Consider the following 26664-nt stretch of genomic DNA (forward strand, 5'->3'; position numbering starts at 1 on the left):
GTATTGGGTTTGAAAGGGAAGAGAAATGGCTTTGTCTAGTAGTTAGTATTTAGATTTTAGACATTAGATATAAGACATTAGAGTATTGGCTTTCGAAGTAGAAAGGGAAATTTGTTTTGAACGGAAGAAAGGTGGGGTTTAAGGATTGGCGATTCTGGCGTGTTGTCTTTGAACCAGGAAAGGAAGGATGAAAAGAATTACAGGATCCTGCTAATCCTAAAATCCTTCCTTTCCTGGTTCAAGACAATACCCTTTCAAATAAACTGTGCCCGATCCTGTCAATCCTTGCGTCCTTCCTTTCCTGGTTCAAAACAAAATTCCCTTTTCCAAACCCAAACGTCTAAAAAAAGGCAGGCCGCCATAGGTCTAAATACTAACTACTAAATACTAACTACTAACTTCTAAATACTTCCAAAAACAAATAGTATAAAGTTAATTAGTTCAAAATTGTTTAACTATTACATTATTTACTTACTATCCTGATATTCATCATTTATTTTGGGTTTATCTGACAATATATTTGTGGTATAACAAATCGTTATTGCAATGAAAAAACTATTATTAACTATTGCCGGCCTATTTGCAGTAGGCATGAGCTTTACACAAGCCCAAACAACAGATTTTAACAAGTGGCAGGTACGCTTACGTGGGGTTGCCGTTATTCCTACGCCATCTGCTGAAATCGCAACAATCGGTGGTGATGTTGACATCAACACTAAATTTATTCCAGAGCTAGATTTTACGTATTTCTTTACAAAGAACATTGCGGCAGAATTGATCTTAGGAACAACAAAACACAATGTTAATACAACAGGATCAAACTTAACTGCAATTGGTGGTGCGTCATCAGCAGAGGTTGATTTAGGTTCTGTTTGGTTACTTCCTCCAACATTGACAGCGCAATACCATTTCTATCCTGGAAAATTGGTTAAACCGTACGTTGGTGTGGGTGTGAACTATACAATATTCTATAATGTAGATGAAGGTGCCACAGTAAAAGGTGTAGACTACAAAAACAAATTTGGATTTGCTACACAAATCGGTACTGACATTAACATTACAGATAAATTCTTCCTTAACGTGGATGCTAAATACATCTTCTTGAAAACAGATGTTGACGTAGATGCTTCAAACTTAGCTGCTGGTTTAGCCATTCCGGCAACAGTAGACATCAATCCATTCTTAGTGGGAGTTGGTATTGGATATAAATTCTAGTAGCATATTATCAAAAGCGCTCCGGTCTAAGCTTGCTCTCTGCTGAAACCGGAGTTTTTTTACCCAAAAAAGGGGACCCCGTTCGGAGTCCCCTTTGCTATTATCTTTTCTTTCTAATTAGAAAGGTAAGTCGTCATCATCAGCGCCGCTCGAAGAAATATCTACCGGAGGCATATCAGCATAACCCGGTGCCGGTGCAGATGCTGCAGTGTTTGCCAATTTGGTAACACGCCAAGCTACTAAAGAGTTGAAGTAAGTTGTAACCCCTTCTTTGTTCGTCCAAGGACGACCACGAAGGTTGAAAGATACTTCTACATCTTCACCTACTGCAAGGTTATCAAATATATTAACGCGATCTTGAGTTGCCTCAAAGCGGATGTATTCTACAAATTGTGGGTTTTCAGCGTATGCAACAATCATATCTCTCTTTTTGAAAGATTCTGTAACTTGTTGTGTCGCGCCTACTTCATGTACTTTTCCTCTTATTTCCATAACTAAACTATTAAACCGTAAAATTAAACAATTTTTGCTAAGAGAATAAGTAACTTTGCAGAAATATGGCAGAAGTTTTCAACACCCAAAGCAAGGTTATCATTACCTGCAACCGTCGCTTATCTCCTTGTCTGGAGCAAGAAGTGAAAGATTTAGGATTCGAAATTAAGCGTGCATTCAACACCGGCGTCGAGGTGAAAGCCTCTGTAAATGAGTGTATCAAGTTAAATTTAAACCTGCGCACAGCCAGCCAGGTATTGTATGAAATTAAATCGTTCAAGGCGAGTGATGCCAACGAACTATATAAGCAATTATTGGGGATCAGCTGGGAAGATATCATCCCGTTTGATGGCTACTTTTCCGTAACATCCAATGTACATAATGAAACGATCACCACGCCATTATTTGCCAATGTCAAGGTAAAAGATGCGATTGTGGATCGCATAAAAGATAAAAAAGGATTGCGTCCGAATACGGGGCCAGACCTATCAAAGGCTGTTATCCATCTGCACTGGATGGAAGACCGCGCGGAAATCTTTTTAGATACTTCCGGTGAAACCTTAGCGAAGCATGGCTACCGTAAGCATCCAGGGAAGGCACCGATGCTGGAAGCTTTAGCAACGGCTACCATCCTTGCCACGCAATGGGATGGGAAATCACCATTTGTAAACCCGATGTGTGGTTCAGGAACATTGGCGATTGAAGCAGCCTTGATTGCGCAGAATCGTAAACCCGGATTGCAGCGTATGAATTACTCATTCATGCATTTTATAGGCTACAACGAGGAGGTTTTCTTTGAGGAACGTCGTATCCTCAAAGAAATAACCGATAAACAGAACTTACCCCATATCATTGCTTCTGATATTTCGGCCGATGCGATTGAAATATCAAAATCAAATGCCCGGACCGCTGGTGTAGAGCATTTGATTGAATTTGAAGTTTGTGATTTTGCTGAAACTACAATTCCGGTGGGTGATGGCGTTATCATGTTCAACCCGGAATATGGCGAACGATTGGGCGTGCATAGCAAATTGGAGCTTACCTACAAGCGCATGGGCGACTTTTTGAAGCAGGATTGCAAAGGATACCGCGGTTATGTGTTTACGGGGAACCCGGATTTAGCGAAGAAAATCGGCTTACGTGCGTCTAGAAGATTCGAATTCTTCAATGGTAAATTAGACTGTCGTTTGTTACAATACGAGCTCTATGAAGGAACAAAAGAAAAGTAAGGACGAAATTCTCGACCTGACAGTCTCTTTTGTTCAGGATACATTGAAAGATGCCGAATCGGGTCACGATTGGTGGCATATTCAACGTGTATGGAACAATACCAAGCATATTCTGCAACACGAAAAAGCAGATCCCTTAGTCTGCGAGTTGACGGCTTTGTTGCATGATATTGCGGATAGCAAATTCCATGATGGCGATGAAACTATTGGTCCGCGGGTGGCTGGAGAATTCCTTCATTCCATTGGGGTCGAGCAGGAAATCATTGAACATGTGCAGCACATTATCCTGAATATGTCGTTCAAAGCGTCTCTGGGTGAAGTGACATTTCATTCCAAGGAATTAGAGGTTGTGCAGGATGCAGACCGATTGGATGCTATTGGAGCGATCGGGATTGCACGAGCATTTACCTATGGTGGATTTAAGAACCGAGAAATCTATAATCCGAATATTCCCGCACAATTAAATCAAGACAAGGAGTCGTATAAGAAAACGACAGCACCGACCATCAATCACTTCTACGAGAAATTGTTGCTGTTGAAAGATAAGATGAATACACCGACCGCAAAAGCGATTGCTGAGAAACGCCATGATTACATGGAAGGATTTTTGGAACAATTTTATGGCGAATGGAAAGGCGATCAATAAACAACGCGTTCCTTCATTAAAAGATACTTTTAAGTAAAAGAAAACGGTTAGTCAAAATTGACTAACCGTTTTCTTTTCGTTAAGATTTTAGTAAACCCTATTATAATTATCCAAATATTATATTTTTGTAACAATTAAATAAAATAAGGTATAATATTGAAAGACAGCAATCTAGTAGACCACCCATTGATTTTGAAGCTAACAGCAGGCGATCAAAGAGCTTTTACGAAACTGTATGAAATGTACTCTCCTATCCTGCTACAGCGTTTAGAGAGCTTGTTGCCCGATCAAGATGTTATTCTAGAAATACATCAGACTGCTTTTGTTCGAATTTGGTTTTACCGCAAGAATATTCGTAGCGAGAGCGGTATATGGCCCTTGCTACATCGCATAGCGCGAAATCTAGTCGTCGATTATTACAGGGAAGCATCGACCAATGAAGCGATCAAGCAGGCATTGTTGATGCAGGCCACACTTTTCTACGAACTCGAGGAAGCAGACGATTCGACAAGGTCCCTGATGGAACAACTGTACTCTGCGATCGACCGGTTACCGGAGAAAAGAAAAGCGATATTTATGCTCTGCAAATTTCAAGGCAAGTCTTATGAGGAAGCGGCCAAGCTACACGACGTGAGTATCGGAACGGTTAAGGACCATATGGCGAAGGCGATGCGATTCCTGAAGCAAGAATTGGGTCCTAAAATGTATAGCTTACTTCTTTCATTGTTGTCCTTCTGTATCTAATAGGAGTACATTAAGCAGCATTTTATATTTTTTTTATTTTTCTTCTCCCTTCGAGCATAGACTTTCACCCCTCTTTCCGTATTACTAGTAATAGTAGGCTTCATCAAAGTCCATAACCGATTAATCCATTTATGAATACTTACGACAAACGAGAACTATTTAAGCGATTTCTTGCTGGCAAGTGCCACACGGATGAAGCAGCAGGCTCATCGAACAGTTTTCCGAGAAGGAGTTCAGTGATGCATGGAATGAATGTACCGAAGAGCACTTCCAAGAAGTGGATTTGGACGAGGAAGTGCTGCCTGCTTATCACAAGATATCAGCAAGAGAATACGAGCGTATCGAGGCTCATGTTTTTCCGCCGGAAAAGACCAAGAATCCGCGAGCACTTTACTTTCGCTGGGTGGCCGTCGCTGCTGTTGTCGCCATTATCGGCTATTTCGGCTTTCTACAGTTTCGAGCAACGCAGGATTCCGATCATTTGGAAGAATCGCTGATTGCGCAACAGGATAGCGTGGTATTTACTGAAGGTAGTATTTCGATGACTTTGCCGGACGGGTCGCAGGTGGAGCTTTCCGATGCTCAACAGCATGCAGACCTTTATGCGGCAGAAAAAGATAGTAGCGGAATTGCACAGTATAGAATAAAAGAACGACAAGATAAACTTCCTTATATACAACAGATTGCCGTTCCATCTCGAAAGATAGCCGCCATTGTGCTATCGGATGGTAGCAAGGTTTGGTTAAATGCTAACTCCAAGCTAAAGTATGATGCGAACTTTGTTGGACAAGAACGGGAAGTCTTCCTTGAGGGCGAAGCCTATTTTGTATTCAGGAATTCAAAACTTTAAAAACAGTTCATAACGAATACACCACAACGTATCCCTTTAAGATTATTGGTATCTCTATCGACCAAAACCCTGCTGCATGGCAAACAGCGTTAAAGCAACATCAGCTGCCTTGGACACAATTGTTAGATCAGCAAAAAGAAAAATCGATTGCTAGCGGATTGTTTGCTATCACTTCCATCCCTGCCACTTTTCTTCTGGACCAAGAGGGCAAGATCATTGCTAAAAACCTGAGAGGCGCAGAATTAGAAGAATTTCTGGCCACGCTTTTCAAAGAAAAAGAAGTAGAATAAAAGCAATTATTCAAGAATACTAAGCCAATTGCAACAATTTTATTAAAATTAAAACGCCCCAAAGCATTTTTAATAATAACTTAACATAATTTGGGTAACTTCGATAAAATGATTTAAACCATGCATCGAAGTTACCTTTTCAAGCTAAACTACCTATTCCTCCTATTTTTATCCTGTTCTATCCTCCACAGCCGGGCGCAGTCTTCCGATTCATTAACAGTCGTAAATAAGCACTGGACCGTGAAGAAAGTTGCTAAAGGAGTCACATGGAAGCAAGGACATTTCGACAATCTTTTCAACAGTGTGCAAGAAGTCAACTGGGTAGAAATTGATTTAAAGAAGCAAGGAAAACATCTCCATCTCGCTGCAGATGCCAAAACACTTAAACCAACCTCACAATTCGCTTTAGAAAATAATGCCTTGGTGGCTATCAATGGTGGCTTTTTCAATATGAAAGACGGCGGAGCCGTCGATTATATCAAGGTCGATGGACAGGTCGTCAACCCGACTGCCAAGAAATCCGACCGTGCAAATGCGGTCTTAAGCATCGACAAAAAGCGAGTGACCATTCAAGCTGCTTCGACAGACAATGTGGAAGAATCCCCAGCTCGAGACGTCATGCTATCCGGCCCCCTACTCCTCCAAAACACAAACCGCTACAACCTCAGCAATAACCCCTTCAACGATAACCGACACCCTCGGACAGCTATTGGCATTGCCAAAAAGAACAAACTGATCCTTTTGGTTGTCGATGGCAGAAATGCGCAGGCTCAAGGCATGAACCTCCATGAGCTAGCCTCGCTGATGAAATGGATTGGCGCACAAGACGCAATGAACCTTGACGGCGGTGGGAGCTCTACCCTTTTCGTTAACGGCGGAAGTCCCAACGACATCGTCAATTACCCATCAGACAACAAGAAATTTGACCACGAAGGACAAAGAAATGTGGCGAATATTATCTATCTTAAAAACTAACACCATTATAAAATGAAAAAAACCTTCTTACTAGTTGCTATGACTATAATTTTCCATGTCGGATTATTCGCGCAAACTTCAATCATCGCGCATCGTGGCGTTTGGAAAAACACACAGGTTCCGCAGAATTCCATTGCATCCTTAAATGGAGCGATCGAGCAGAAACTATGGGGATCAGAATTTGATGTGCATTTGACAAAGGATGATGTATTGGTCGTATGCCATGATCATGATTTTTACGGATTGGAAATCGAACAATTAACCTATCAAGAATTACTTGCGAAGAAGCATCCTAATGGCGAGTCGATTCCTACAGTAGAAGAGTATCTAGCAGCAGGTTTAAAACAAAAGAAAACCAAGTTGATTTACGAATTGAAAACAAGCAGAATCAGCAAAGAAAGAACCTTAAAAGCCGTAGAACTTTCCTTAGCCCTTGTAAAAAAGATGAAAGCTAAGAAAAGAGTGGAGTATATTGCATTCGATTGGGACGCTTGTTTAAAATTCCGCGAGCTTGATAAAAATTCAAAAGTGCATTATTTGAATGGTGATAAAACCCCGGCACAAGTCAAAGAAGCCAAACTGAGCGGTATAGATTACAACCTCAATGCGCTTAAAAAGAATCCAACTTGGATAAAAGAGAGCAAGGATTTAAGATTAAAGGTAAACGTTTGGACGGTCAACAACGAAGCCGATATGAAATACTTTTTGAACGAAAAAGTCGATTATATTACCACTGATGAACCAGAACTACTATCAAAAATAATGAGCAATTAACATGAAGAAAATCCTAATCAACCTAACCCTATTATTACTTGTCAGTTTCTCTTATGCTCAAAAGTTCAATGTCGCTACATTCAACGTAGCTACATTCAACATCCGCATGAAAACTAAAGCGGATACCGGCAACCTTTGGGATGTAAGAAAACATGCGGTAAACAACCTTATCAAATACCACGAATTCGACATTTTCGGCGTTCAAGAGGCTTTCAAAGAACAGTTAGATGATATGCTTACAGCACTTCCGAACTTTCAGTATGTCGGCGTAGGACGCGATGATGGCTCTAACAAAGGAGAACATTCCGCTATCCTATATAATACGAACCGCTTCAAGTTGATGAAAAATGGTACATTCTGGCTATCGGCCACCGACACGGAAAAACCTAACAAAGGTTGGGATGCTGCCCTACCCCGTATTTGTACTTGGGGAGTTTTCCAATACAAAAACAATGGCAAGAAATTCATCCTAATGAATACCCACTTTGACCATATCGGTAAAGAAGCGCGCGTAGAAAGCGCAAAGCTGATGATGGCGAAAGCAAAAGAGCTAGCGAAAGACCTCCCTTTGATCATTACGGGCGACTTCAACGTGGATGAAAACAACCCTGCCTACTTCACCCTAGCAAAAAGCAATGTCGTACAAGATGTCTACGACCTATCCCCGATTATCTACGAACCCAATTCGACTTTTAACGCTTGGGGCAAAGATATCAAGGAAAAAGGACGTATAGACCATATTTTTATTAGCAAACCTTTCAAAGTATTAAAGTATGGCGTATTGACTGATACTTATCTAGGTCGCTACCCATCTGATCACTTTCCGGTTGCTGCAACCCTAAGCTGGAAGTAAACAACCCTAGAATTCACAAAAACATAGATAGAAAAGGAGCTCCCCAAACCGGGCAGCTCCTTTTTTATTGCATTTTTCTGCCCTTCCGCCCTACCTCGCTAAAACCATCCTAAAAAATCTCTACAACCCTCCTGCAACAACAACTAGAATTTCAACTGAACTAAATAACTAATCCAATTATTATTTATCCAGACAGCGATTACTTAAAGCCCTTTTAAACCCAATTCAAACCCCAATCAGAACCCATTCAAATTGGGTATGATTTGGGTTTGAATTGGGTATGATTAGATTTTGGATAAAATCTAATATATATCAGGACTAGACAATAGATATCAGACAATAGATGTTAGACCCGATCCTGTCAATCCTTGTGTCCTTCCTTTCCTGTTTCAGACAGCAAAAAAAACTATCCTAGTCCGCCTTAGGTCTAATGTCTTACATCTATTGTCTCACATCTAATATCAATCGCCTATTTTTACAAAAATTTTAACTATGAATAACTATCTCAAAATATCGTTGGGTGCAGCGGTACTGTTTCTATCAAGCTGCGAAAGTTTAAATACTGGTGGTTTCACTCTTCCTCCACAAGGAACGGGTACAACCAGTACAGGTTCCACGACAACTAATGCAGGAACTACTGGCGGCATTACGCAATCGGAAGCTAATCTAGGTGTTAAGCAAGCCCTTAGCAACGGACTAAACGAGAGTATCCGCGTGTTGTCATTAAAAGATGGTTTCTTAGGCGATGCGGCGGTGAAAATATTGATGCCGGAGGAAGCGAGAAAAGTAGAATCTGCACTTCGCGCGGTAGGGATGGGAAATCTTTGCGATCAATTCATCACGAGCATGAACCGCGCAGCGGAAACAGCCGTTAAGGAAGCATCATCTGTATTTGTGGGTTCTCTTTCGAGAATGACGGTTAATGATGCATTCAACATCCTTTTGAGCGGACAGCAAGATGCTGCTACGCAATTTTTCAAGAGAAGCACTACGGCGGAGTTAACGACGCGTTTCAGCCCTATCATACAATCTGCAATGGGCAAAAACAATGTTTCCACCTACTGGAATCAGTTAACGAGCGCATACAACAAATTACCATTAGGCAATAAAATCGAAACCGATTTGACGGCTTATGTTACACAACGAGCGATCTCGGGTCTTTTTGTGAAAGTTGCTGATCAGGAGCTTAAGATTCGTCAAAACTTGGGAGGATCGAGAAACTCTAGCATCTTGAATAAAGTATTCGGTTGGGCTGACCAACAAAAGTAAGATAGCGTAGAAATTTGTAGATTTGCCTTTATGGAAATTAACGATATAAAAGATTTTCAGGTCGCTGAAAATTTCACCAGATATGTACAGATTGATACGCAATCGGATGTAAACTCGACAACGGTTCCTTCTACTGAAAAACAGAAAAACCTTAGTCGTTTGCTTGTTGAAGAACTATTGGCAATCGGCATTGAAGATGCACATCTTGATGAGCTCGGTTATGTATATGCAACGATTCCTTCGAATACCGATAAAAAAGTACCGGTTATCTGCTTTTGTTCGCATGTTGACACCTCTCCTGACTCGTCAGGAACGGATGTTAAACCGATCATCCACCACAATTATCAAGGTCAAGACCTTGTGCTTCCCGATGATAACAAAATCGTAATTCGCCTGTCGGATCATCCTGATTTGAAGGATCAGATCGGAAACGATGTGGTTACTGCTAGCGGAAAAACCCTTCTTGGCGCTGATGATAAAGCTGGTGTGGCAGAAATTATGGATGCTGCGCGCATCCTGATGCAGAACCCTGAGATTAAACACGGTGATATCAAGATTCTTTTCACTCCTGATGAAGAAATCGGTCGTGGAGTTGACCATGCTGATCTTAAGAAATTAGGTGCAGATTACGGTTACACGATGGATGGGGAGCGCGCCGGCACCCTAGAGGATGAAACATTCTCTGCTGATGGCGTTCGCATCAAGATTGACGGTATTTCCATTCACCCGGGATACGCTAAGAACAAAATGGTCAATGCTTTAAAAATCGCTGCAGATTTGATCGACAGTCTTCCGAAAGATCGTCTTTCGCCGGAAACAACATCCGGAAAAGAAGGATTTGTACACCCTGTCCACATGACCGGTTCGGTAGAAGAGGCGACGATCGACTTCATTATCCGCGACCATGATACAAAGAAATTGGCAGAGCACGAAGCAGAATTAGAGGCTATTGCCAAAGAGGTAGTCGCTAAATATGCTGGTGCGAGCTTCACTTTCACGGTGAACGAGCAGTACCGCAACATGAAAGAGGTTTTGGATCAGCATCCGCGCGTGGTTGATATTGCGATGATGGGTATTGAGCGTGCCGGCATGAAAGCCGAAAAACGCAGTATCCGCGGAGGTACCGATGGCTCACGCTTATCGTTTATGGGACTTCCATGTCCGAATATCTTTGCTGGAGGTCATGCATTCCACGGTAAACAAGAATGGGTTTCGGTACAGGATATGCAAAAAGCGGTATTAACGATTTTACATATTGCTGCGCTTTGGGAAGAAGTGGCATAAGCCGAAATGACTGAGCAAAGACACATAATTAAGTTGCAAAAGGCTATCTTTAGCAATTAAAACAGTACACGAAAGGACATGCAAAACAACGAAGTATTAAAAGCGATTCAAACCAGAAGATCTGTATTCCAAACTTCATTCACGAATGAAGAGGTTAGCAGAGAAGATATATTAACGATTCTAGAAGCGGCAAACGCGGCTCCTACGCATAAGCGTACGCAGCCTTGGCGTTTCGTCATATTCCGTAAAGAAGGGCTATTGCGCCTAGGCGATGAACTTGCACGCATTTACAAAAGCGTAACGCCGGCAGAGAAGTACACCGAATTGACGGAACAAAATATGGCGAAGAAAGCGACACAATCCAACGCGGCAATCGCAATCGTGGTGAACTATACAGGCGATGTGCCTGAATGGGAAGAACTATGCGCTACAGCGGCATCGGTGGAAAACATGTGGTTAGCAGCTCATTCCCTTGGTTTGGGCGGTTACTGGGCATCGCCAGGACTGATTAACGATATCGGTCCTTTCTTAAATCTAGAGCCTAATCAGAAATGTATCGGATTCTTCTACTTAGGACACCATGAGTCGGAAGAACGCGAACCTGTTCGCACACCGATCGAAGATAAAATCAGATGGGAGGAATAATCCCTAATGAAAAATAGGTGCTCTCGCGAGCACCTATTTTTTTGAATCTATACGTATATCCAACTTCCCTACTTTTCCTATCCACCTCACCTTTTCCTGCAGGAAGCTGGCAACCGATATAGCCATGGTATTATTTGTATTCTTAATAAATTTAATATCCTGCGCTTCACCATCAATCAGATTAAACTCCAATTGCAATTCAGCGTCTCCAACGATATCTCTTAATTCTGCATTCAATTCCTCATTAAACATTTCCCATCCGCCTACAGGTACAGCATCCGAATCCGACAGTTGGCTCGTAGTCAGTCGCAGATGTTCTTCCATCAGCACCACCTCATTGGTTTTCTCCTTTGCCGGTTGGATGATAAACTTAAAGAATATCAAGGAGCAGGCTACTAAAAACAATACGGCACCTGCAGCACCTATGGTCAGCCTTTGCCAACCGTAGAAACGCTTATCTCGTTCGGCACTTCTTGTTTCCAAACGCTGCGCCAACCGCTGTTGCAAAATACTCAGCTGATGAACATCAACCCCATTTTGCGCTTTATAACCGTCGATGGCATCTTGTAGAAAAGGATCATTCAATGCCTCACGCTCCATCTCATACATCTCCTCCTTACTCATGAGCCCCATGACGTAATTATGAATTCTCGATAACTGGTAATTATTTTCCATTACTTCTTCTCCATACATATTTTCAGATTCCGCCTTCCGTTTTGGATATAGCTCTTCACTTTGGAGAGCTCAAACCCCGTCAGATCGACGATATCTTTATAACACTTTTGTTCTAAATAGAATAGTCGAATACACTGCGCCTGCTCGCTGGCCAAACCCGCTATACAGGTTTCCAACTTATCAAAATCCTGTTCCTCCCAACGATTCTCATCCTTGCTGCTCAGCTTTTGCTCGCTTTCATACAGGTTATCTTCTATATCTACCTTGGTGATCTGTTTATCTTTACGCAATTGCATCAAACAATAGTTGCGCGCATAAACATATAACCAACTCTTAAAATTATCGACCTCGTGCGTGCGTAATTTCACAATCAACTCGTCGAATATCTGCATCACCGCATCTTGACTCTGCTCTGCATCCTGAAGGTATTTAAAGCAAACACCATAGAGCAGAGACATATAGGGAGAATATAATTTCCCTAGACTATCCAAGTTGCCTGTTTGCCTGTAATGATGTAGCAGCTCTTTCTCGTTCATACTTGTTTACCTTCATCAATAAGATGATTCAAGATACGTAATTCCATAAATTATTTGCAAAATATCCTGATCTGGGCCGAAATGGCACTTATACTAATAAAAATGAGAGACTGTGTTAATCACAATCCCTCATTTTTTACACTTAATCTATTAAACTAAATTATCGCTAGTATTAAAAGTAAAACTTGATACTCGGACTGATGTATTTCAGGGTTGCATCTTTACCATTTTTAAATTTGGTTATTTGGTATTCGACATCGTTGATGACCTGCGTATCAGAAGTCGCATATAATGGCAAATACCCCATACCGTATCCAATACCCAGTTGGAAACCTTTTCCAAGACGGTAGCTCAAACCAAGTTTACCCGCTAAATAATAGGTAAAGCCACTAGGATTGATCTCTTCGTCGAAACGGCTCATGATCACTCCACCATGTATATCGGTCTCGATATTCGCATGCAGTCCTTTATACAGTCTAGGGTAAAGCGCAAAGCGAAATCCGACGGTGGCTACCTTGACGTCATCCTTGTACTTAAACTCCCCTGCTTCGTTGCCCGATTTCACGTATTCCATTTCATAACTTCGGCTAGGCAGGAAGTTCCACGAGATGGCAGAGGTGAATTGGAAAAGGTTATTGATAGCATCCTTGTTCATCGGCATGGTCACATAATACTGCCTAAACGCGCTGGTCTCACCTTCCTTTTTGGGTGAAAAGTTATATTCCAATTGGAATGCAAAATCAGCAACAAAATCCTGAGCGACACTAACCGCTTGGGTAACAACCGCCGCCGTAGTTTCATTATTCTCTAAGTACTGCTTGATATTCCTTATTTCCTGATCATACGGATTGCGTTGCAGATATTCGGCGCTGCTAGAGATCAAGCCCTGCACCATTTTCTCTTTACTAGCGCCAAATTGAGAGCCACCTAAGTTATATGCACCTCCAATAATTTGGTTGTAATTGGTTACAATATTATATCGCAATCGCGCGTCGTATTCACTAACGCTCATCGGCTTTTCTTCCTCTTTCTTCTTTTCTTCTTCTTTCTTCACTCCTTCCTCCTTCTCGTCTTCAGGATTTTCATCCTCTTTCGGCTCCTCCTCTTCTGCCTTCTTTTTATCCTCTGCTTCCTTGCGTTTTTTGTTTTCGATCAAGGATGCCAAACGGTTCTTTAAGTTAGCAAGGCTGCTGTACGAGGGATCAAGCTGTTCTACTAAACCAATCTTGGCACTTGCTAGCGCCACGTCTTCCGCACTGAGGGCACGACCAGCTTCCAATGCAACTTCTGCGGCTCTCTTCTTGTCAGATCCTCCTTTCAAGAATCTTTCGATAGCAGCATTTGCAGCATCAAAGTTATCGATGTAGACCGAGTTGATAACGACATCGAGTTGTGGGCTCTGAACGGATCGCTTTAGAATATTCTTCTCGAACCATTCCGTCGTCACTCCTTCTTTAAACGGCTTGTTATTATCCCCTAATGCGCCCGAATTGTCTAAATAGCCCCCCACATTAATCTGAGCACCTTTGGAGTCGATTATCCTACCGGCATTATCTCTAGCGGTCAATTGGCCCGTCATACTCTTAACTCTGATCTGTTTGATTTCCGGGAACTGACTAGCCGAATATTTCTTCCCCTTATACACATACTCATCACCGATTTGAACATCCACCGGGTTCCAGCCGATCAGCAACATATCCCCGTATTTAAACATTCTGACGTTCAATCCGAATTGCACATACTGAATACCATTGCTTCCTGTGCCGTTGTAATAGCCTGACGTTTTAGTCGTATATTCCTGTCCGTATAAGCTATTGCCGACAAGAATAAACAACAAAATAAGACTGTAAATATTTCCTTTCATGACTTCTTAATTTAGGTTAATTCGATTTACGATACGTCACGCGGAAATAAGCTCCGGTCGTACTGCCCGAGTCCCAGGAAATAACTAGATCGCTAGCATTGAGCTTTTCAACGGTCCGAGGAAACTCTCCAGAGTATTTGGTATAAGTATAGGTCACGGTAGATTTGTCGGATGATAGTTTCCACGTACCGGATATTCCGGTGTTTGCGCCGGCACAGGCTCCTGAGGTTTGGTTAAACTGTCCGTCGGCACTGTAAGTTTGCTTTTCTTGCAATCTACAGGATAAATCGCTTACTGGAGCCCAAGTACCATTTACACCAGTCTTACGTTCATAATTCACCACTTGCCAAGTCCCCACAATTGGCGAGTCTTCTGTTTTGTCTTCATCTTTTTCACATGAGGTGAAAATACATAGCGCGAATAGGATGTAGAGGAATTTCATTGCTTTCATATTCTTAATATTTAGGATTAATTGATGAAGCAAAGCTATTTATCCGGTAAAATGCTGACAATACCGAACATTCGGTATTTTTTTGTGAAGCTTGCCTGAATACATCAAAAAAAAGGAAACAGCGCATTGCCGTTCCCTTCTATCTGTTTTGGAAAAACTCTTTTATAATGGCTATTGTTTAACCGAATAGTGCCATCGCAATCATCAGTGTAACGACGATATTGAAAGTCTGCGCTACGATAAATGCATACAAAGGCTTTTTGTTATCCTGTTTGAAAAGATCTTTGAAGTTTGTTTCCAGACCAATCGAAGTAAATGCGAGTGCAAACCACAATCCTTGGATACTTTTAAGACTATCCTTGACCATATTGTTAGCCTCCGGCGATACGACGAAAGAGAACATCAAAGACACGAATACGAAGCCTACTACAAACTTTGGAAACCTGTCCCAAATGAGTTTCAATGTAGGTTTATCCTTCTTCGTTTCATCGTCTACCGATTTAGAGTAGGTCCAGTAAATGCTAATAAAAAATGCCGCTATTCCTAACAATACATTCTGAGAAAACTTAACAATGGTACTGATCTTCAGCGCTTCTTCGCCCACTAATGAGCCTGATGCTACAACAGCACCCGTCGTGTCGATACTACCGCCCAACCATGCTCCCGTTACTTCCTGCGGCAGGTTCATCCATTCCGCAAGATAGGGCATGAAGATCATCATCGGGATAGCCGTAATAAGAACTAATGAAATGACATAGGAAAGCTTCTTCGTATCGCCTTTAATGGCTCCTGAGGTCGCTATAGCGGCAGATACGCCACAGATAGATACCGCACTAGACAACATAAGCGACATCTCTTTGTCGATTTTCAATTTACGACATACCCAGTAGGCAAAGTACCATACCGACACCACGACTAATAACGCCTGGATAAGGCCTAACGATCCTGCCTTTAGGATATCTCCAAAGATTACCGTAGTACCTAGAAGTACTAAACCGATCTTCACATAAAGCTCCGTGCTAAGTGCGTCCTTGAACCACTGCGGCAACTTAAAGCAGTTACTGATGATCAAACCGATGGCCAAGGAAAAAATAACAGCTTCTAGATTGTAATTCTTAACGGTCTCATTTCCTGCGATGATCAATGCTATCACCGTCAAGATCATCACGATAGGGAATACGATGAGCAGTGCTTTGAGATCTTTGCGAAGCAATACTGCCCCGACGATTGCTGTGATGTAGACTAACCCGAATTGGGCGCCTATAATTTTTAGATTATCAAAACTTAGCACCTTATTGGTCAATGCTGCCGAATCGGCCCAGCTAAATGAAGGCTTGGGAATAATAACACCGGAAAGTGCCAGGATAATAATGGCAAGTCCTAAAATAACAACTACCCAATCTTCCGATATTGCAAATGGTTTAGTAGACATGAAAGTTTAAATTGATTATTTGATCAACTGTTTTATAGCGTCGTGAAGATAGGGAAAATTAAACTTAAAGCCATTTTTTAGCGTAACATTTGTCGTTACAGGAACTGTTTCTAAAAGCAGTGTAGGGTCTGTTCCTTTCAACAGTGCACCCACCTTTGCAAGTGGCGTCGGCAAAGGCAATCCTATCGATCGACCGACAACCTGACGGAGAGTCTTCATAAAGTTCTTGTTCGATTCAGGATGCGGGCTGCAAGCATGGTAAATCGGTTCCTGTTGTTCTTGATCAATAATCCAACAGACTAATCGGCAGAAGTCTTCCTCATGTATCCAGGGCATCATCTGTTTTCCGGAACCGAGGGTACCGGCTAGTCCTAGCTTTGCCAAAGGCGTTAGCTCGCGAATAATACCCGACTGTTTTGATAGTACGGGGCTCATTCGTAGAATTACCTTTTCTGTTTGGGGAGTATGGGCTTGCGTACAGGCGGCTTCCCAATCTATCGATAGCTTTGCCAGAAAATCATCGCCATAAGCGTTGCCATGCTCATCTTGCAGATCTTCCGCCCCATTAAATATCGCCACGCCAGAGAAATTGATCCACAGCTTTGCAGGATTGTCCAGTGATTGTATGGCTGTTGCTAATGCTTTAGTAGGTTGCAATCGAGAATTGTACAGAAGCTTCTTGTTTTTGGCAGTAAAGCGCTTGTTGATAGAGGCACCACTCAGGTTGATTATCACATCAGCACCTTGCAAGGCTTCCGTCCATTCACCTTGCGTTTCACCATCCCATAAGACGAAATCTATCCTCGGATGATGCTTGACCATCTTTCTTCTCGAAAGTACAACAATCTCATCTTCACGTTCTCTAAAATATGGGATCAACAGATTACCTAAATTGCCAGTTCCTCCGGCAAACACAATTTTTGTCATTATAGGGTTATTTTTATTTTAAAATGATCCTCTAGGGCTATTCTTGCTGCGTGGAATCCACACATGCCATGTACACCTCCACCTGGAGGTGTTGAAGAGGATGCCATATATACATTCTCATTTGAAGTTCTATAGGGAGTTAAGGAGAAGCTTGGCCGGGTGTAGAGTTGTGCTAAGTCCATAACCCCACCATTAATATCTCCACCCACATAGTTGGGGTTGTAGCTTTCCATCTGCTGGGTATTGAAAGAATGCTTCGCCATTATGATATCCTTAAATCCCGGAGCGAATCGTTCTATTTGGTTTTCTATGATTTCGGTACAATCGACAGTTGATCCATGTGGAACATGGCAGTACGCCCATGCGGTGTGTTTCCCTGCGGGTGCACGTGTCGAATCGAATAAGCTTTGTTGAGATAATAACACATAAGGTGCATCGGGAATTCTTCCCTGTGCCGTCTGATATTCCGCGAGAGCTATTTCTTCATAGGTACCACCCAAATGGACAGTCGAAGACTGCATTACTTCAGGATTACGAAAAGGGATAGGTTCGGATAATGCCCAATCCATCTTAAAAACACCTAAGCCCTGCCTATAGGCTTTCAACTGATTTCTATAGCCCGTTCTTAACGCTAAACCTTTGACACTTAAGACCTGCTTTGGGGTCATGTCTAATAGCAAGACTTTGTGATTTGGCAACTGTTTGATATCATCGACCCAATAGTCGGTTTGAATCTTCCCCCCAATGGCCATAAAATAAGATGCTAGAGCATCAGCGAGAGCCTGAGAGCCACCAACCGCAATTGGCCATCCGAAGCGATGTCCTACTGTACCTAACATCATTCCAATGGCAGCTGTCGTTAAGTTCTCTAAAGGTTGAATACCATGGGCGCAGAGCCCTGCCCACAACGCCTTCGCTTCTGTGGTTTGGAACGACTTCGCTATCATTGCCGCGGAAGGCAAAGCCTTCAACCCAAACTTCGCCATCAACAATGGATTTCGTGGAATTCTTAACGGCCCTAGAACAGCACGCGAAAGATCTTCCCATTGATTTACAAAAGGCTCAAATAGTGCGCTATACGTCATGCTATCCTTGCCTAAGGCTAAAGCCGTTTGATCTAGATTGCGATGTAAAATGACACCGTGCTCTGTGTCTAATGGATGTGCTACTTCATTTGGCGCAAAGACAAATTGGAGTCCATGCTCAATTAAAGGCAATGTGGAAAGAAATGGAGATGCTAAAGCCATGGGATGAATGGCAGAGCAGATATCATGTTTGAACCCCGGAAGTGTGACTTCCTTCGTCCGCATCCCGCCACCAACCGTATCGGCACCCTCAATCAGTAAAGTCTGAAGTCCCTGTTGTTGCAACAAGATAGCTGCAGCAAAGCCATTCGGCCCAGAACCTACAACGATAGCATCATATGCGTCCAAATTGATATTGATTGGTAAATCATAAATTTAAACAATATCAATTGGATTAAGTTGGTTCAAAAGTAATATTACTTAAGCGCAACTAACTAGAATTTACCCGTACAAAAATATCACCTCCGTAATTAATCGAATTATCATCAATTAACTCGAACACGTTTATATTCGGTACTATACCAATATATTTTATTTTCATACCCTCTAAGGTATATGTTCCTGAATATCCACCATTTACCGGTTCATGCTTCAAAGGATAATTTCCTACTATCGTACAGTTTTCCAGATTAACCGCATAAGACCCCCGATTATAGGTATCATAGTGATATTGTGAGGAGAATGTAGTTTCCGTAAAAACCATTTGACCCGTGGTCGTAGTCTTGAATGAAACGATATTAGAACATTGAGGATGCGTATAGAGAACCTCCTCTCCAACCGGAATCCCACTGTATAATGACACTAGCTTCCAGGTACCCACCAAAGAGATGTTGTTTTGGACTTTTATAGGCACAGAGCCGGAAAAATTCGTAAAATCATCTTCAAAGGCATATTTCAACTCGGCGTTTATAGTCGACTCCGTCGTATTTACTGTTTCAACATTGAGGAGAAGACTTCCCGATTGACTCAATGCTAGCTTATTTACTTTCAAGTTCGGATGGCTAATACTTAGTTTTAGCTCTTTATCAAAGATATTTGTGCCAACCTGAACTTGACCAACTTGACCTACATTCGGAAATGTAGGAATCTTGAAGATTGAAAAACCTGCATACAGGTTTGAGTTGACCCAATTGATTGCATTATTTGCTTTATTTAGATAACCATTTAGCTCGTCGGTTTTTTCGAACAAGGTCTTCATAAGCAGACTACTTCCTGTTCGATCTCCCGATTGTGGGCTGCGTGCATTCATGTTGAAGGCGAATATTCGGTCCTTTCCTGTCACGATATCCAATGTGCCGGGCGTAGAAGCCATCAATGTATTCAACCCTAGGATGTTACCTTTAATCCCGGGAGAAAGGGTTTCACGCTTCGATCTATTTGTATTTGTAATCCCAAATTCAATAGCTGTATAATAGAAAGTCAATCGAGCGATTTCCACTACTGCATCAATTGCACACCAGGCAGCGACGCCAGTAGCACCCAGAAAAACAAGCGTATGCCATCCCCAAGGCAAAGCAAAAGCCACACCGCCCGCCGAAACGGACATCACTAGAATGGCAGTCATATGCTTGTTGATTAGGTCAATCTTCTCTTGATTGGACAAAGTTCCATGAACATTGCCTCCAATTGCAGCCTTCTGTCCGATATTTTGCAAGGTCGGTAGGGAAGTTCTGGCGATTTGTATGCGATTAGAAAAAGAAGATTGAATAAGCTGATCGATAAAGGCCTTATTTGCCATGTAAGTCTGTGCCATTATTTTCCGCTGGTTACTATTTGCTTTTGTGAAGGCATCCTTAGCGGCTTTCACATTCGAAATAGCCTGTTCTGCGCCAGGCGTTCCACCTGCATCTATAACTTCTTGAAACTTATTCAATAGAGGCTCCAGTGTCTTCTCCGGACTATTTGCCAGAACCTGATCCTTTATTTCAAATTTGATTGCGAAATCCTTTAGCTCGGGAATTACCAGTCGTTGCTCTCCAAAGGGGATATTTTCATCGGGAATAAAAATTAGATTCTTCTCATCCAGCCGAGTGAGCGTTACGGTTTTGTCCCCCAATTTGGCCGTATAGCTTTCTTTTGTCAGAGTTTCAGAAGGAACATTGACAGTTATCATTTGATAGCGATATATGTCGCCCCCATTGGTCGCATTGTCAGGCTTTTCTATAGGTGGTTCTTTTGGCTTCGGATCAACAGCCTCTTCTTTATCGCAAGACATGGAAAATGTCGTTATACACAGAACCAAAAACAACCTTTTTAGCAAATCAAAATACTTCATAACCGTACATTAAAGTGATCTTTACGAAATTACAAAGTGAAGCATCCTGCAATCAATACCTAACAAAGGGTATTTTTCAAGAGAATTGTGCATCATTGAAAAACAAAAAAAGCCCCGATTTCTCGGGGCCTTTCCATAATCAACCTTAATACTAGAAACAGTATTTATTTTCTTCAATAAGCTTTTTAGCAATTCGCTGACGAGCATCTTTCACGTTGAATGGCTGTGCTTTAGTGAAGCGACGAAGACCAACCAACATTATGTTTAACTCATCTCCTTCAGCAAAAGAGTATAAAGCTTCTTTACCTGCAATATTTACTTTGTCAACAGCTGAGTACAAGTATACTTTAGCCATATCCGCAGCGTAAGCTGCTTTTTCACCACCTACGGTGTGCTGTAATTTCTCTGCGCGCAATAATGCCGATTCTGCTACATAGACATATCCAATGATATCAGAGATATTCATCAAAATTTCTTGTTCTTTCGACAAAGACATCATTAACTTCTGCACAGCAGATCCTGCGATCATCAAACCAGCCTTTTTCAGGTTAGCGATGATTTTCTTCTCAGCAGCAAATGGAGTCTCATCTTCTTCGCCGAAGTCAGGAATAGACATCAATTCGCCTGCTACTGCTGTTGCAGGCCCCATTAAATCAATCTCGCCTTTCATCGCACGTTTCAACAACATATCGATTACTAATAAGCGGTTCACCTCGTTTGTACCTTCGAAGATACGGTTGATACGAGCATCGCGGTATGCACGCTCCATTGGTGCATCTGCTGAATAGCCCATACCACCATAGATCTGAACACCCTCGTCAACCACATAGTCTAACATCTCAGAACACCATACTTTAATGATCGCACATTCGATCGCAAACTGCTCTACAGACTTCAACTTCGCTTTCGCTTCGTCCATTCCGCCAGCAATTAACGCATCATAGGCATCATCGATGTTCTGTCCGGCACGGTAAGCCGCAGATTCGTTCGCAAATAAACGAATAGCAGACTCCGCAATCTTATAGCGAATAGCTCCAAATTTGGAAATAGGCAAGTTAAACTGTACGCGTTCGTTAGCATAGTTGATAGCCGTCGATAATACTGCACGAGCAGAACCAATCGTCGCAGCACCAAGCTTAATACGACCAATATTTAAAATGTTAACCGCAATCTTGAATCCATTCTCACGCTCGGATAACATGTTTTCTACAGGAACCGGACAATCATTGAAGAAGATCTGGCGTGTAGAAGAACCTTTGATACCTAATTTATGCTCCTCAGGATTCATCGTGATACCGCCGAAGTCTTTCTCCACGATAAATGCCGTTAAGTTTTTATCGTCATCAATCTTCGCGAATACAATATAGATATCAGCAAAACCACCATTTGTGATCCACATCTTCTGACCATTGATCAAGTAGTGCGTTCCTTCCGCATTCAATTTTGCGGATGTACGACCTGAGTTCGCATCAGAACCCGAGTTAGGCTCCGTCAAGCAGTATGCTGCTTTCCATTCACCAGTACCCAATTTAGGAATATACTTCGCTTTTTGCTCTGCATTTCCATAGTAAAGGATCGGTAAAGTACCGATACCCGTATGTGCCGACAATGCTACAGCGAAGGAGAATCCACCACCAACTGCATCAGCAACCAACATAGAAGTGTTGAAATTCTTTCCAAAACCGCCATATTCCTCAGGAATAGATACCCCCAACATACCAAGCTCACCCGCTTTGTCCATCAGGCTTTGCATCAAACCTTCCTCCTGCGCATCAATGCGCTCAAGCTTGTTCAATACCTCGGTATCTAAGAAGTCGATGCAGGTTTGGCGAATCATCTGCGCCTCTTCATCGAATTCTTCAGGAATGAATATATCAGTATAAGGTGTTTCACGGATTACGAACTCACCTCCCTTAATTGCTTTATTTTTTACTTCTTCAGACATAATATTTTATTTTAAGCCTTGTTATACTTTTAATCTTATAGTAATTCGAATATACCAGCTGCTCCCTGTCCAGTTCCCACACACATCGTCACCATCCCGTATTTCTTGCCTTGGCGTTTCAATTCGTTCAATACCTGTACGGTCAACTTCGCACCGGTACAACCCAGTGGGTGTCCTAATGCAATAGCACCACCATTTACATTCACTTTTTCCTCATCCAATCCCAATTCGCGGATCACAGCTAAGGATTGCGAAGCAAAGGCCTCATTCAATTCGAATAGGTCAATATCTTCTTTCTTTAATCCCGCTTGCTCCAAAGCCTTTGGAATAGCGTAGATCGGACCGATACCCATAATACGCGGTGGAACACCTGCCACTGCATAGCTTACCAACTTAGCAATAGGCTGTAATCCCAATTCTTTCATCTTTGCCTCAGACATCACCAAAACGAAAGCCGCACCATCTGATGTTTGCGATGAGTTACCCGCCGTAACACTACCATCAGCAGCAAATACCGGTCTTAGTTTCGCTAATGCCTCTAGTGTCGAATCAGCTCTAGGACCTTCATCCGTATCCACCACATATTCGCGCGTCGCCATCTTGCCATCTTTCAGGTAGTTCTCTTTTACCGTAATCGGCACGATACCATCTTTCAGATGACCATTCTTGATCGCTGCGATTGCTTTCTGATGCGATTTCAATGCGAATGCATCTTGATCTTCACGTGAAACCTTATAGTCGTGAGCTACCGCTTCCGCCGTTAAGCCCATCCCCCAGTACCAGTCCGGATTTTCCTTTGCAACAACAGGGTTCGGAACGATCTTCCAGCCACCAAAAGGCATCCCAGACATCACTTCCACCCCCCCAGCGATAATTACATCGGCCATACCCGACTTAATCTTCGCCACAGCAGTCGCAATAGTCTCCAATCCCGATGCACAATAACGGTTTACCGTCACACCCGGAACCTTATCCGTCTGCAATCCCATCAAAGAGATCAAGCGTCCAACATTTAATCCCTGCTCCGCCTCAGGCATCGCATTCCCGACAATCACATCGTCGATTTCTTCTTTATTTAAATTTGGAACAGAGGCCACCAAATGCTTGATGACATCAGCCGCCAAATCATCTGCACGCATAAAGCGAAAACCACCTCTAGGGGCCTTCCCCACCGCTGTACGATATCCTGCTACAATGTATGCTTCCATTTCTTTTTTTAGATATTAGATGGGAGACATTAGACATCAGAATCTGCATTCTTCCCATTGTTTATACTTAGATGTAAGGTGGGAGATGTTAGATTTTAGAATCCTTCCCACAATATTATTCCGATATTTTCTTTTTAAGCGGAGAATTTCTCCGCTCTAAAGAATCAAACCTCTTTTTTCAATTTCTTTTTAAAACCATAGATCATCTTTTGAATCTCGACGATCTTTTTGCATATCTCTTCAGACTTTGATTTTTCCATTAAACCTAGCTTCGACGCAATCGTGATTTGCGTTAAAAGTTCATAGCAAGAACCATTTGCGATACTGAGAAACTGCCCGAACTCTTTATTTGAATTCCTCCCTGCGCCCTCCGCTATATTCGAAGCAATTGATACTGCTGACCTTTTAATTTGATTCGATAACCCGAACTTTTCTTCTTTTGGAAAATCAGAAACTACAAGATAGATTTCTGTAGCCAGCTTGATCGCTTTCTTCCAAACTTTGATCTCTTTCAGGTTATGCATTTTATTCTATTGCCAGCTTACAGTCTAATGTCTAAAATCTATTCACTAGTTCCGAAGTGCCTTTCCCTTCGTCAACATATGCTGAATACGCTCCAACGTTTTGCGCTCGCCGCAAAGTTCGAGGAATGCTTTTCTTTCTAGGTCCAAGAGGTATTGCTCGGATACTTCTGTTGGGGCTGATAAATCGCCACCACACATTACCCAGCCTAGTTTCTCGGAGATCTTCTTGTCGTGGTCGGAGATGTAATTTCCGGCACGCATCGAGGATGCTCCTACGTAGACTATACCTAATCCTTGGTTACCTAAAACTTTAATGTCATTTCTTGGTGCGGGTTGTATATAACCTGCATCCGCTAGTTCTATCGCTTTTGCTTTCGCGTCTGCTAAGAGGCGCGCACGATTCATCGTGATCGCGTATTTTCCGGTCTCCAAGTATCCTAACTCGTGGGCTTCAACAGCGGAAGTAGATACTTTAGCTTGACCAACGGTCAGGAAGCGATCTTTCAAGGTGTTTTGTGTAATCTGGTCGTCTTTGTATTCGTCTGAAGCGCGCAATGCGAACTCTTTCGAACCGCCACCACCAGGGATAACACCAACACCGAATTCTACCAGTCCCATGTAGGTCTCTGCATGTGCCTGAACAAAGTCAGCGTGCATAGAGAACTCACATCCACCGCCTAACGCCAGCTGGAATGGCGCCACAACAACCGGAATCGCTGAATAACGGATTCTCATCGATGTATTTTGGAACATACGAATCGCCATGTTCAGCTCATCGTAATCTTGCTCTACCGCCATCATGAAGATCATCCCGATATTCGCACCAGCAGAGAAGTTCTTGCCGTCATTACCGATTACCAATCCGCGGTATTCTTTTTCCGCTAGGTCGATTGCTTTATTCAATCCTTGAATAACATCGCCACCAATGGTATTCATCTTCGTGTGGAACTCACAAGCGATAATGCCGTCGCCTAAGTCGATGATCGACACCCCAGAGTTCTTCCAGATCGTCTTGGTATCGCGAATATGGTCTAATACAATCAAGTCTTCGGTACCTGGGATTGGCTTGTATGATTTCGATGCGATATCATAAAAATGACGCACACCGTTTTCAACTTTATAGAAAGATTCAAATCCCGAAGCCAACATATCGTGTACCCAGTGAGCAACTTCGCCATCTTGGCCCGGAAGACGTTTCTCTTCCTTCTTAATTTTCTCTATTGTTTCGCGTACGCCTAAAGCATCCCATACTTCAAACGGACCAATTTCCCAACCGAAACCAGCACGCATCGCGTCATCGATACGGAAGAAATCGTCGGTAATCTCAGGAACACGTTTTGAAACATATTCGAACAATGGGTAATGCATCGCACGGAATAATTCCGCAGCCTTATCTGTACCCTGCTCGTACACCTTCATGCGCTTGCGAATATCTTCAACAGCTTTGGTAGCTTCTAAAGTCGAAGATTTAACCTTTTGCTGTGTACCATATTCAAAAGTCTTCAGGTTCAAAGAGAGGATTTCGGAGTTTCCACTCGCATCCTTCACTTTCTCATAGAATCCTTTTTTAGTTTTCTCGCCCAACCATTTGTTCTCTACCATTTTGGTGATAAACGATGGCAGTTGGAATACGCCTTTCGCCTCATCATCAGGCGCATTCTGCGCTAAACCATTGGCCACGTTGACCAAGGTATCTAAACCTACAACATCTGCCGTGCGGAAGGTTGCCGATTTAGGGTGCCCCATCGCTGGGCCTGTATATTTATCGACCTCCTCTACCGTCAAGTCCATTTTCTCCACCAAATGCGTCAAGGCAAGCATGGAGTAAACACCGATACGGTTACCGATAAACGCCGGTGTATCTTTACACAATACCACCGTTTTGCCTAACATCTTGTCGCCGAATTCCAACAAGAAATCAACAACTTCTTTTTTCGTGTTAGGTGTAGGTATAATTTCTAATAGTTGTAAATAGCGTGGGGGGTTGAAGAAGTGGGTACCACAGAAATGTGCTTTAAAATCTTCTGAGCGACCTTCTTCCATCAAATGAATTGGAATACCCGAAGTATTCGAAGTAATCAATGTGCCCGGTTTACGGTATTGTTCAACCTGATCGAATACCGATTTTTTGATATCCAAACGTTCTACCACGACTTCGATAACCCAATCTACCTGAGCAATCTTGAACATATCATCTTCAAAATTACCCGTAGAGATGCGCTTTGCAAAAGACTTGCTGAATAAAGGCGCAGGGTTCGACTTGATTGCCGTGTCCAAAGAGGTATTCACAATACGATTGCGAACCAATGGACTTTCGAAGGTTAAGCCTTTGGCCACTTCGGCCGGTAAAAGCTCACGTGGAACAATGTCCAACAACAATACCTCCACACCGATATTAGCAAAGTGGCAAGCAATTCGTGACCCCATTACTCCGGATCCTAATACAGCTACTTTCTTAATATTTCTATTCATATCT

Annotated in this window: 25 protein-coding genes; 12 read left to right on the forward strand and 13 right to left on the reverse strand. The window is 42.4% G+C overall.

The features are described from left to right. The first annotated feature begins 546 nt into the window (after window positions 1–546). The gene (locus B2400_RS12770) at window positions 547–1215 is read left to right on the forward strand and encodes an OmpW/AlkL family protein (protein WP_149524752.1); all 669 of its coding nucleotides are present in this window, start codon (window positions 547–549) and stop codon (window positions 1213–1215) included. A 117-nt stretch (window positions 1216–1332) separates the two neighbouring features. On the opposite strand, the gene B2400_RS12775 is transcribed toward B2400_RS12770, so the two are convergent. Further along, window positions 1333–1707, reverse strand: coding sequence for a DUF3127 domain-containing protein (locus B2400_RS12775; protein ID WP_149524751.1), 375 nt, complete (start codon window positions 1705–1707; stop codon window positions 1333–1335). Between the two features lie 65 nt (window positions 1708–1772). Between B2400_RS12775 and B2400_RS12780 the strand changes: the two genes are divergently transcribed. From B2400_RS12780 to B2400_RS12830, 11 genes are all read left to right on the forward strand, one after another. After that, window positions 1773–2936: a THUMP domain-containing class I SAM-dependent RNA methyltransferase gene (locus B2400_RS12780; protein WP_293933925.1), complete on the forward strand. Its 1164-nt coding sequence runs from the start codon at window positions 1773–1775 to the stop codon at window positions 2934–2936. Further along, the gene (locus tag B2400_RS12785; protein ID WP_149524749.1) at window positions 2914–3582 is read left to right on the forward strand and encodes an HD domain-containing protein; all 669 of its coding nucleotides are present in this window, start codon (window positions 2914–2916) and stop codon (window positions 3580–3582) included. The genes B2400_RS12780 and B2400_RS12785 overlap by 23 nt, the downstream gene beginning before the upstream one ends. Window positions 3583–3738: 156 nt before the next feature. Then, entirely contained in the window at window positions 3739–4326 is a 588-nt protein-coding gene (locus B2400_RS12790) for an RNA polymerase sigma factor (RefSeq protein WP_293933928.1), read from the forward strand. A gap of 277 nt (window positions 4327–4603) precedes the next feature. Continuing rightward, window positions 4604–5176, forward strand: a complete 573-nt coding sequence (locus B2400_RS12795; protein ID WP_293933931.1) for a FecR domain-containing protein — start codon at window positions 4604–4606, stop codon at window positions 5174–5176. Further along, on the forward strand, window positions 5155–5466 hold the full coding sequence (locus tag B2400_RS12800) for a TlpA family protein disulfide reductase (protein WP_293933974.1): 312 nt from the start codon (window positions 5155–5157) through the stop codon (window positions 5464–5466). Before B2400_RS12795 ends, B2400_RS12800 begins: the two co-directional genes overlap by 22 nt. Before the next feature lie 120 nt (window positions 5467–5586). Then, a complete protein-coding gene (locus B2400_RS12805) occupies window positions 5587–6441 on the forward strand; it encodes a phosphodiester glycosidase family protein (RefSeq protein WP_293933934.1) in 855 nt (284 codons plus the stop codon). A gap of 12 nt (window positions 6442–6453) precedes the next feature. Beyond that, a complete protein-coding gene (locus B2400_RS12810; protein ID WP_149524744.1) occupies window positions 6454–7215 on the forward strand; it encodes a glycerophosphodiester phosphodiesterase in 762 nt (253 codons plus the stop codon). Window position 7216: 1 nt separating this feature from the next. Beyond that, on the forward strand, window positions 7217–8068 hold the full coding sequence (locus B2400_RS12815) for an endonuclease/exonuclease/phosphatase family protein (RefSeq protein WP_293933937.1): 852 nt from the start codon (window positions 7217–7219) through the stop codon (window positions 8066–8068). Between the two features lie 492 nt (window positions 8069–8560). Next, window positions 8561–9337 carry a DUF4197 domain-containing protein gene (locus B2400_RS12820; protein ID WP_149524742.1) on the forward strand — a complete coding sequence of 259 codons (777 nt, stop codon included), beginning with the start codon at window positions 8561–8563 and terminating at the stop codon, window positions 9335–9337. A 30-nt stretch (window positions 9338–9367) separates the two neighbouring features. Next, window positions 9368–10621 (forward strand): peptidase T, encoded by a 1254-nt coding sequence (gene pepT / locus B2400_RS12825; protein ID WP_149524741.1) that lies wholly within the window; start codon window positions 9368–9370, stop codon window positions 10619–10621. A 78-nt stretch (window positions 10622–10699) separates the two neighbouring features. Further along, window positions 10700–11266, forward strand: coding sequence for a nitroreductase family protein (locus B2400_RS12830; RefSeq protein ID WP_293933942.1), 567 nt, complete (start codon window positions 10700–10702; stop codon window positions 11264–11266). Window positions 11267–11299: 33 nt separating this feature from the next. Here the strand turns inward: B2400_RS12830 and B2400_RS12835 are convergent, their stop codons facing one another. From B2400_RS12835 to B2400_RS12890, 12 genes are all read right to left on the reverse strand, one after another. Then, the gene (locus B2400_RS12835; RefSeq protein WP_149524739.1) at window positions 11300–11941 is read right to left on the reverse strand and encodes a hypothetical protein; all 642 of its coding nucleotides are present in this window, start codon (window positions 11939–11941) and stop codon (window positions 11300–11302) included. Further along, a complete protein-coding gene (locus B2400_RS12840; RefSeq protein WP_149524738.1) occupies window positions 11941–12477 on the reverse strand; it encodes an RNA polymerase sigma factor in 537 nt (178 codons plus the stop codon). Before B2400_RS12840 ends, B2400_RS12835 begins: the two co-directional genes overlap by 1 nt. A gap of 172 nt (window positions 12478–12649) precedes the next feature. Further along, on the reverse strand, window positions 12650–14341 hold the full coding sequence (locus B2400_RS12845; RefSeq protein WP_293933947.1) for a hypothetical protein: 1692 nt from the start codon (window positions 14339–14341) through the stop codon (window positions 12650–12652). 16 nt (window positions 14342–14357) lie between these two features. After that, complete coding sequence (locus B2400_RS12850) at window positions 14358–14792, reverse strand: lipocalin family protein (RefSeq protein WP_149524736.1); 435 nt, start codon at window positions 14790–14792, stop codon at window positions 14358–14360. A 178-nt stretch (window positions 14793–14970) separates the two neighbouring features. Beyond that, on the reverse strand, window positions 14971–16224 hold the full coding sequence (locus B2400_RS12855; protein WP_293933952.1) for a YeiH family protein: 1254 nt from the start codon (window positions 16222–16224) through the stop codon (window positions 14971–14973). Between the two features lie 15 nt (window positions 16225–16239). Continuing rightward, entirely contained in the window at window positions 16240–17151 is a 912-nt protein-coding gene (locus B2400_RS12860; protein ID WP_293933954.1) for a TIGR01777 family oxidoreductase, read from the reverse strand. Then, the gene (locus tag B2400_RS12865; protein ID WP_349681685.1) at window positions 17151–18584 is read right to left on the reverse strand and encodes an NAD(P)/FAD-dependent oxidoreductase; all 1434 of its coding nucleotides are present in this window, start codon (window positions 18582–18584) and stop codon (window positions 17151–17153) included. The genes B2400_RS12860 and B2400_RS12865 overlap by 1 nt, the downstream gene beginning before the upstream one ends. Window positions 18585–18666: 82 nt before the next feature. Further along, entirely contained in the window at window positions 18667–20451 is a 1785-nt protein-coding gene (locus B2400_RS12870; RefSeq protein ID WP_293933956.1) for a hypothetical protein, read from the reverse strand. 211 nt (window positions 20452–20662) lie between these two features. Further along, complete coding sequence (locus tag B2400_RS12875; RefSeq protein WP_293933958.1) at window positions 20663–22456, reverse strand: acyl-CoA dehydrogenase family protein; 1794 nt, start codon at window positions 22454–22456, stop codon at window positions 20663–20665. Between the two features lie 35 nt (window positions 22457–22491). After that, window positions 22492–23664, reverse strand: coding sequence for an acetyl-CoA C-acyltransferase (locus B2400_RS12880; protein ID WP_260044493.1), 1173 nt, complete (start codon window positions 23662–23664; stop codon window positions 22492–22494). Between the two features lie 164 nt (window positions 23665–23828). Then, window positions 23829–24188, reverse strand: a complete 360-nt coding sequence (locus B2400_RS12885) for a four helix bundle protein (protein WP_293933962.1) — start codon at window positions 24186–24188, stop codon at window positions 23829–23831. A gap of 45 nt (window positions 24189–24233) precedes the next feature. Beyond that, window positions 24234–26660 (reverse strand): 3-hydroxyacyl-CoA dehydrogenase/enoyl-CoA hydratase family protein, encoded by a 2427-nt coding sequence (locus tag B2400_RS12890; RefSeq protein ID WP_293933964.1) that lies wholly within the window; start codon window positions 26658–26660, stop codon window positions 24234–24236. Window positions 26661–26664 lie beyond the last annotated feature (4 nt).

Source organism: Sphingobacterium sp. UBA6645 (assembly GCF_002455685.1).
In the GTDB taxonomy this organism is placed as follows: domain Bacteria; phylum Bacteroidota; class Bacteroidia; order Sphingobacteriales; family Sphingobacteriaceae; genus Sphingobacterium; species Sphingobacterium hotanense.

Bases quoted from the DNA above. Each gene is read 5' to 3' on its own strand.
- B2400_RS12770 (WP_149524752.1), top strand. From the start codon at position 547: ATGAAAAAACTATTATTAACTATTGCCGGCCTATTTGCAGTAGGCATG.
- B2400_RS12775 (WP_149524751.1), bottom strand. From the start codon at position 1,707: ATGGAAATAAGAGGAAAAGTACATGAAGTAGGCGCGACACAACAAGTT.
- B2400_RS12780 (WP_293933925.1), top strand. From the start codon at position 1,773: ATGGCAGAAGTTTTCAACACCCAAAGCAAGGTTATCATTACCTGCAAC.
- B2400_RS12785 (WP_149524749.1), top strand. From the start codon at position 2,914: ATGAAGGAACAAAAGAAAAGTAAGGACGAAATTCTCGACCTGACAGTC.
- B2400_RS12805 (WP_293933934.1), top strand. From the start codon at position 5,587: ATGCATCGAAGTTACCTTTTCAAGCTAAACTACCTATTCCTCCTATTT.
- B2400_RS12810 (WP_149524744.1), top strand. From the start codon at position 6,454: ATGAAAAAAACCTTCTTACTAGTTGCTATGACTATAATTTTCCATGTC.
- B2400_RS12815 (WP_293933937.1), top strand. From the start codon at position 7,217: ATGAAGAAAATCCTAATCAACCTAACCCTATTATTACTTGTCAGTTTC.
- B2400_RS12820 (WP_149524742.1), top strand. From the start codon at position 8,561: ATGAATAACTATCTCAAAATATCGTTGGGTGCAGCGGTACTGTTTCTA.
- pepT (WP_149524741.1), top strand. From the start codon at position 9,368: ATGGAAATTAACGATATAAAAGATTTTCAGGTCGCTGAAAATTTCACC.
- B2400_RS12830 (WP_293933942.1), top strand. From the start codon at position 10,700: ATGCAAAACAACGAAGTATTAAAAGCGATTCAAACCAGAAGATCTGTA.
- B2400_RS12835 (WP_149524739.1), bottom strand. From the start codon at position 11,941: ATGGAAAATAATTACCAGTTATCGAGAATTCATAATTACGTCATGGGG.
- B2400_RS12840 (WP_149524738.1), bottom strand. From the start codon at position 12,477: ATGAACGAGAAAGAGCTGCTACATCATTACAGGCAAACAGGCAACTTG.
- B2400_RS12845 (WP_293933947.1), bottom strand. From the start codon at position 14,341: ATGAAAGGAAATATTTACAGTCTTATTTTGTTGTTTATTCTTGTCGGC.
- B2400_RS12850 (WP_149524736.1), bottom strand. From the start codon at position 14,792: ATGAAAGCAATGAAATTCCTCTACATCCTATTCGCGCTATGTATTTTC.
- B2400_RS12855 (WP_293933952.1), bottom strand. From the start codon at position 16,224: ATGTCTACTAAACCATTTGCAATATCGGAAGATTGGGTAGTTGTTATT.
- B2400_RS12860 (WP_293933954.1), bottom strand. From the start codon at position 17,151: ATGACAAAAATTGTGTTTGCCGGAGGAACTGGCAATTTAGGTAATCTG.
- B2400_RS12870 (WP_293933956.1), bottom strand. From the start codon at position 20,451: ATGTCTTGCGATAAAGAAGAGGCTGTTGATCCGAAGCCAAAAGAACCA.
- B2400_RS12875 (WP_293933958.1), bottom strand. From the start codon at position 22,456: ATGTCTGAAGAAGTAAAAAATAAAGCAATTAAGGGAGGTGAGTTCGTA.
- B2400_RS12880 (WP_260044493.1), bottom strand. From the start codon at position 23,664: ATGGAAGCATACATTGTAGCAGGATATCGTACAGCGGTGGGGAAGGCC.
- B2400_RS12885 (WP_293933962.1), bottom strand. From the start codon at position 24,188: ATGCATAACCTGAAAGAGATCAAAGTTTGGAAGAAAGCGATCAAGCTG.
- B2400_RS12890 (WP_293933964.1), bottom strand. From the start codon at position 26,660: ATGAATAGAAATATTAAGAAAGTAGCTGTATTAGGATCCGGAGTAATG.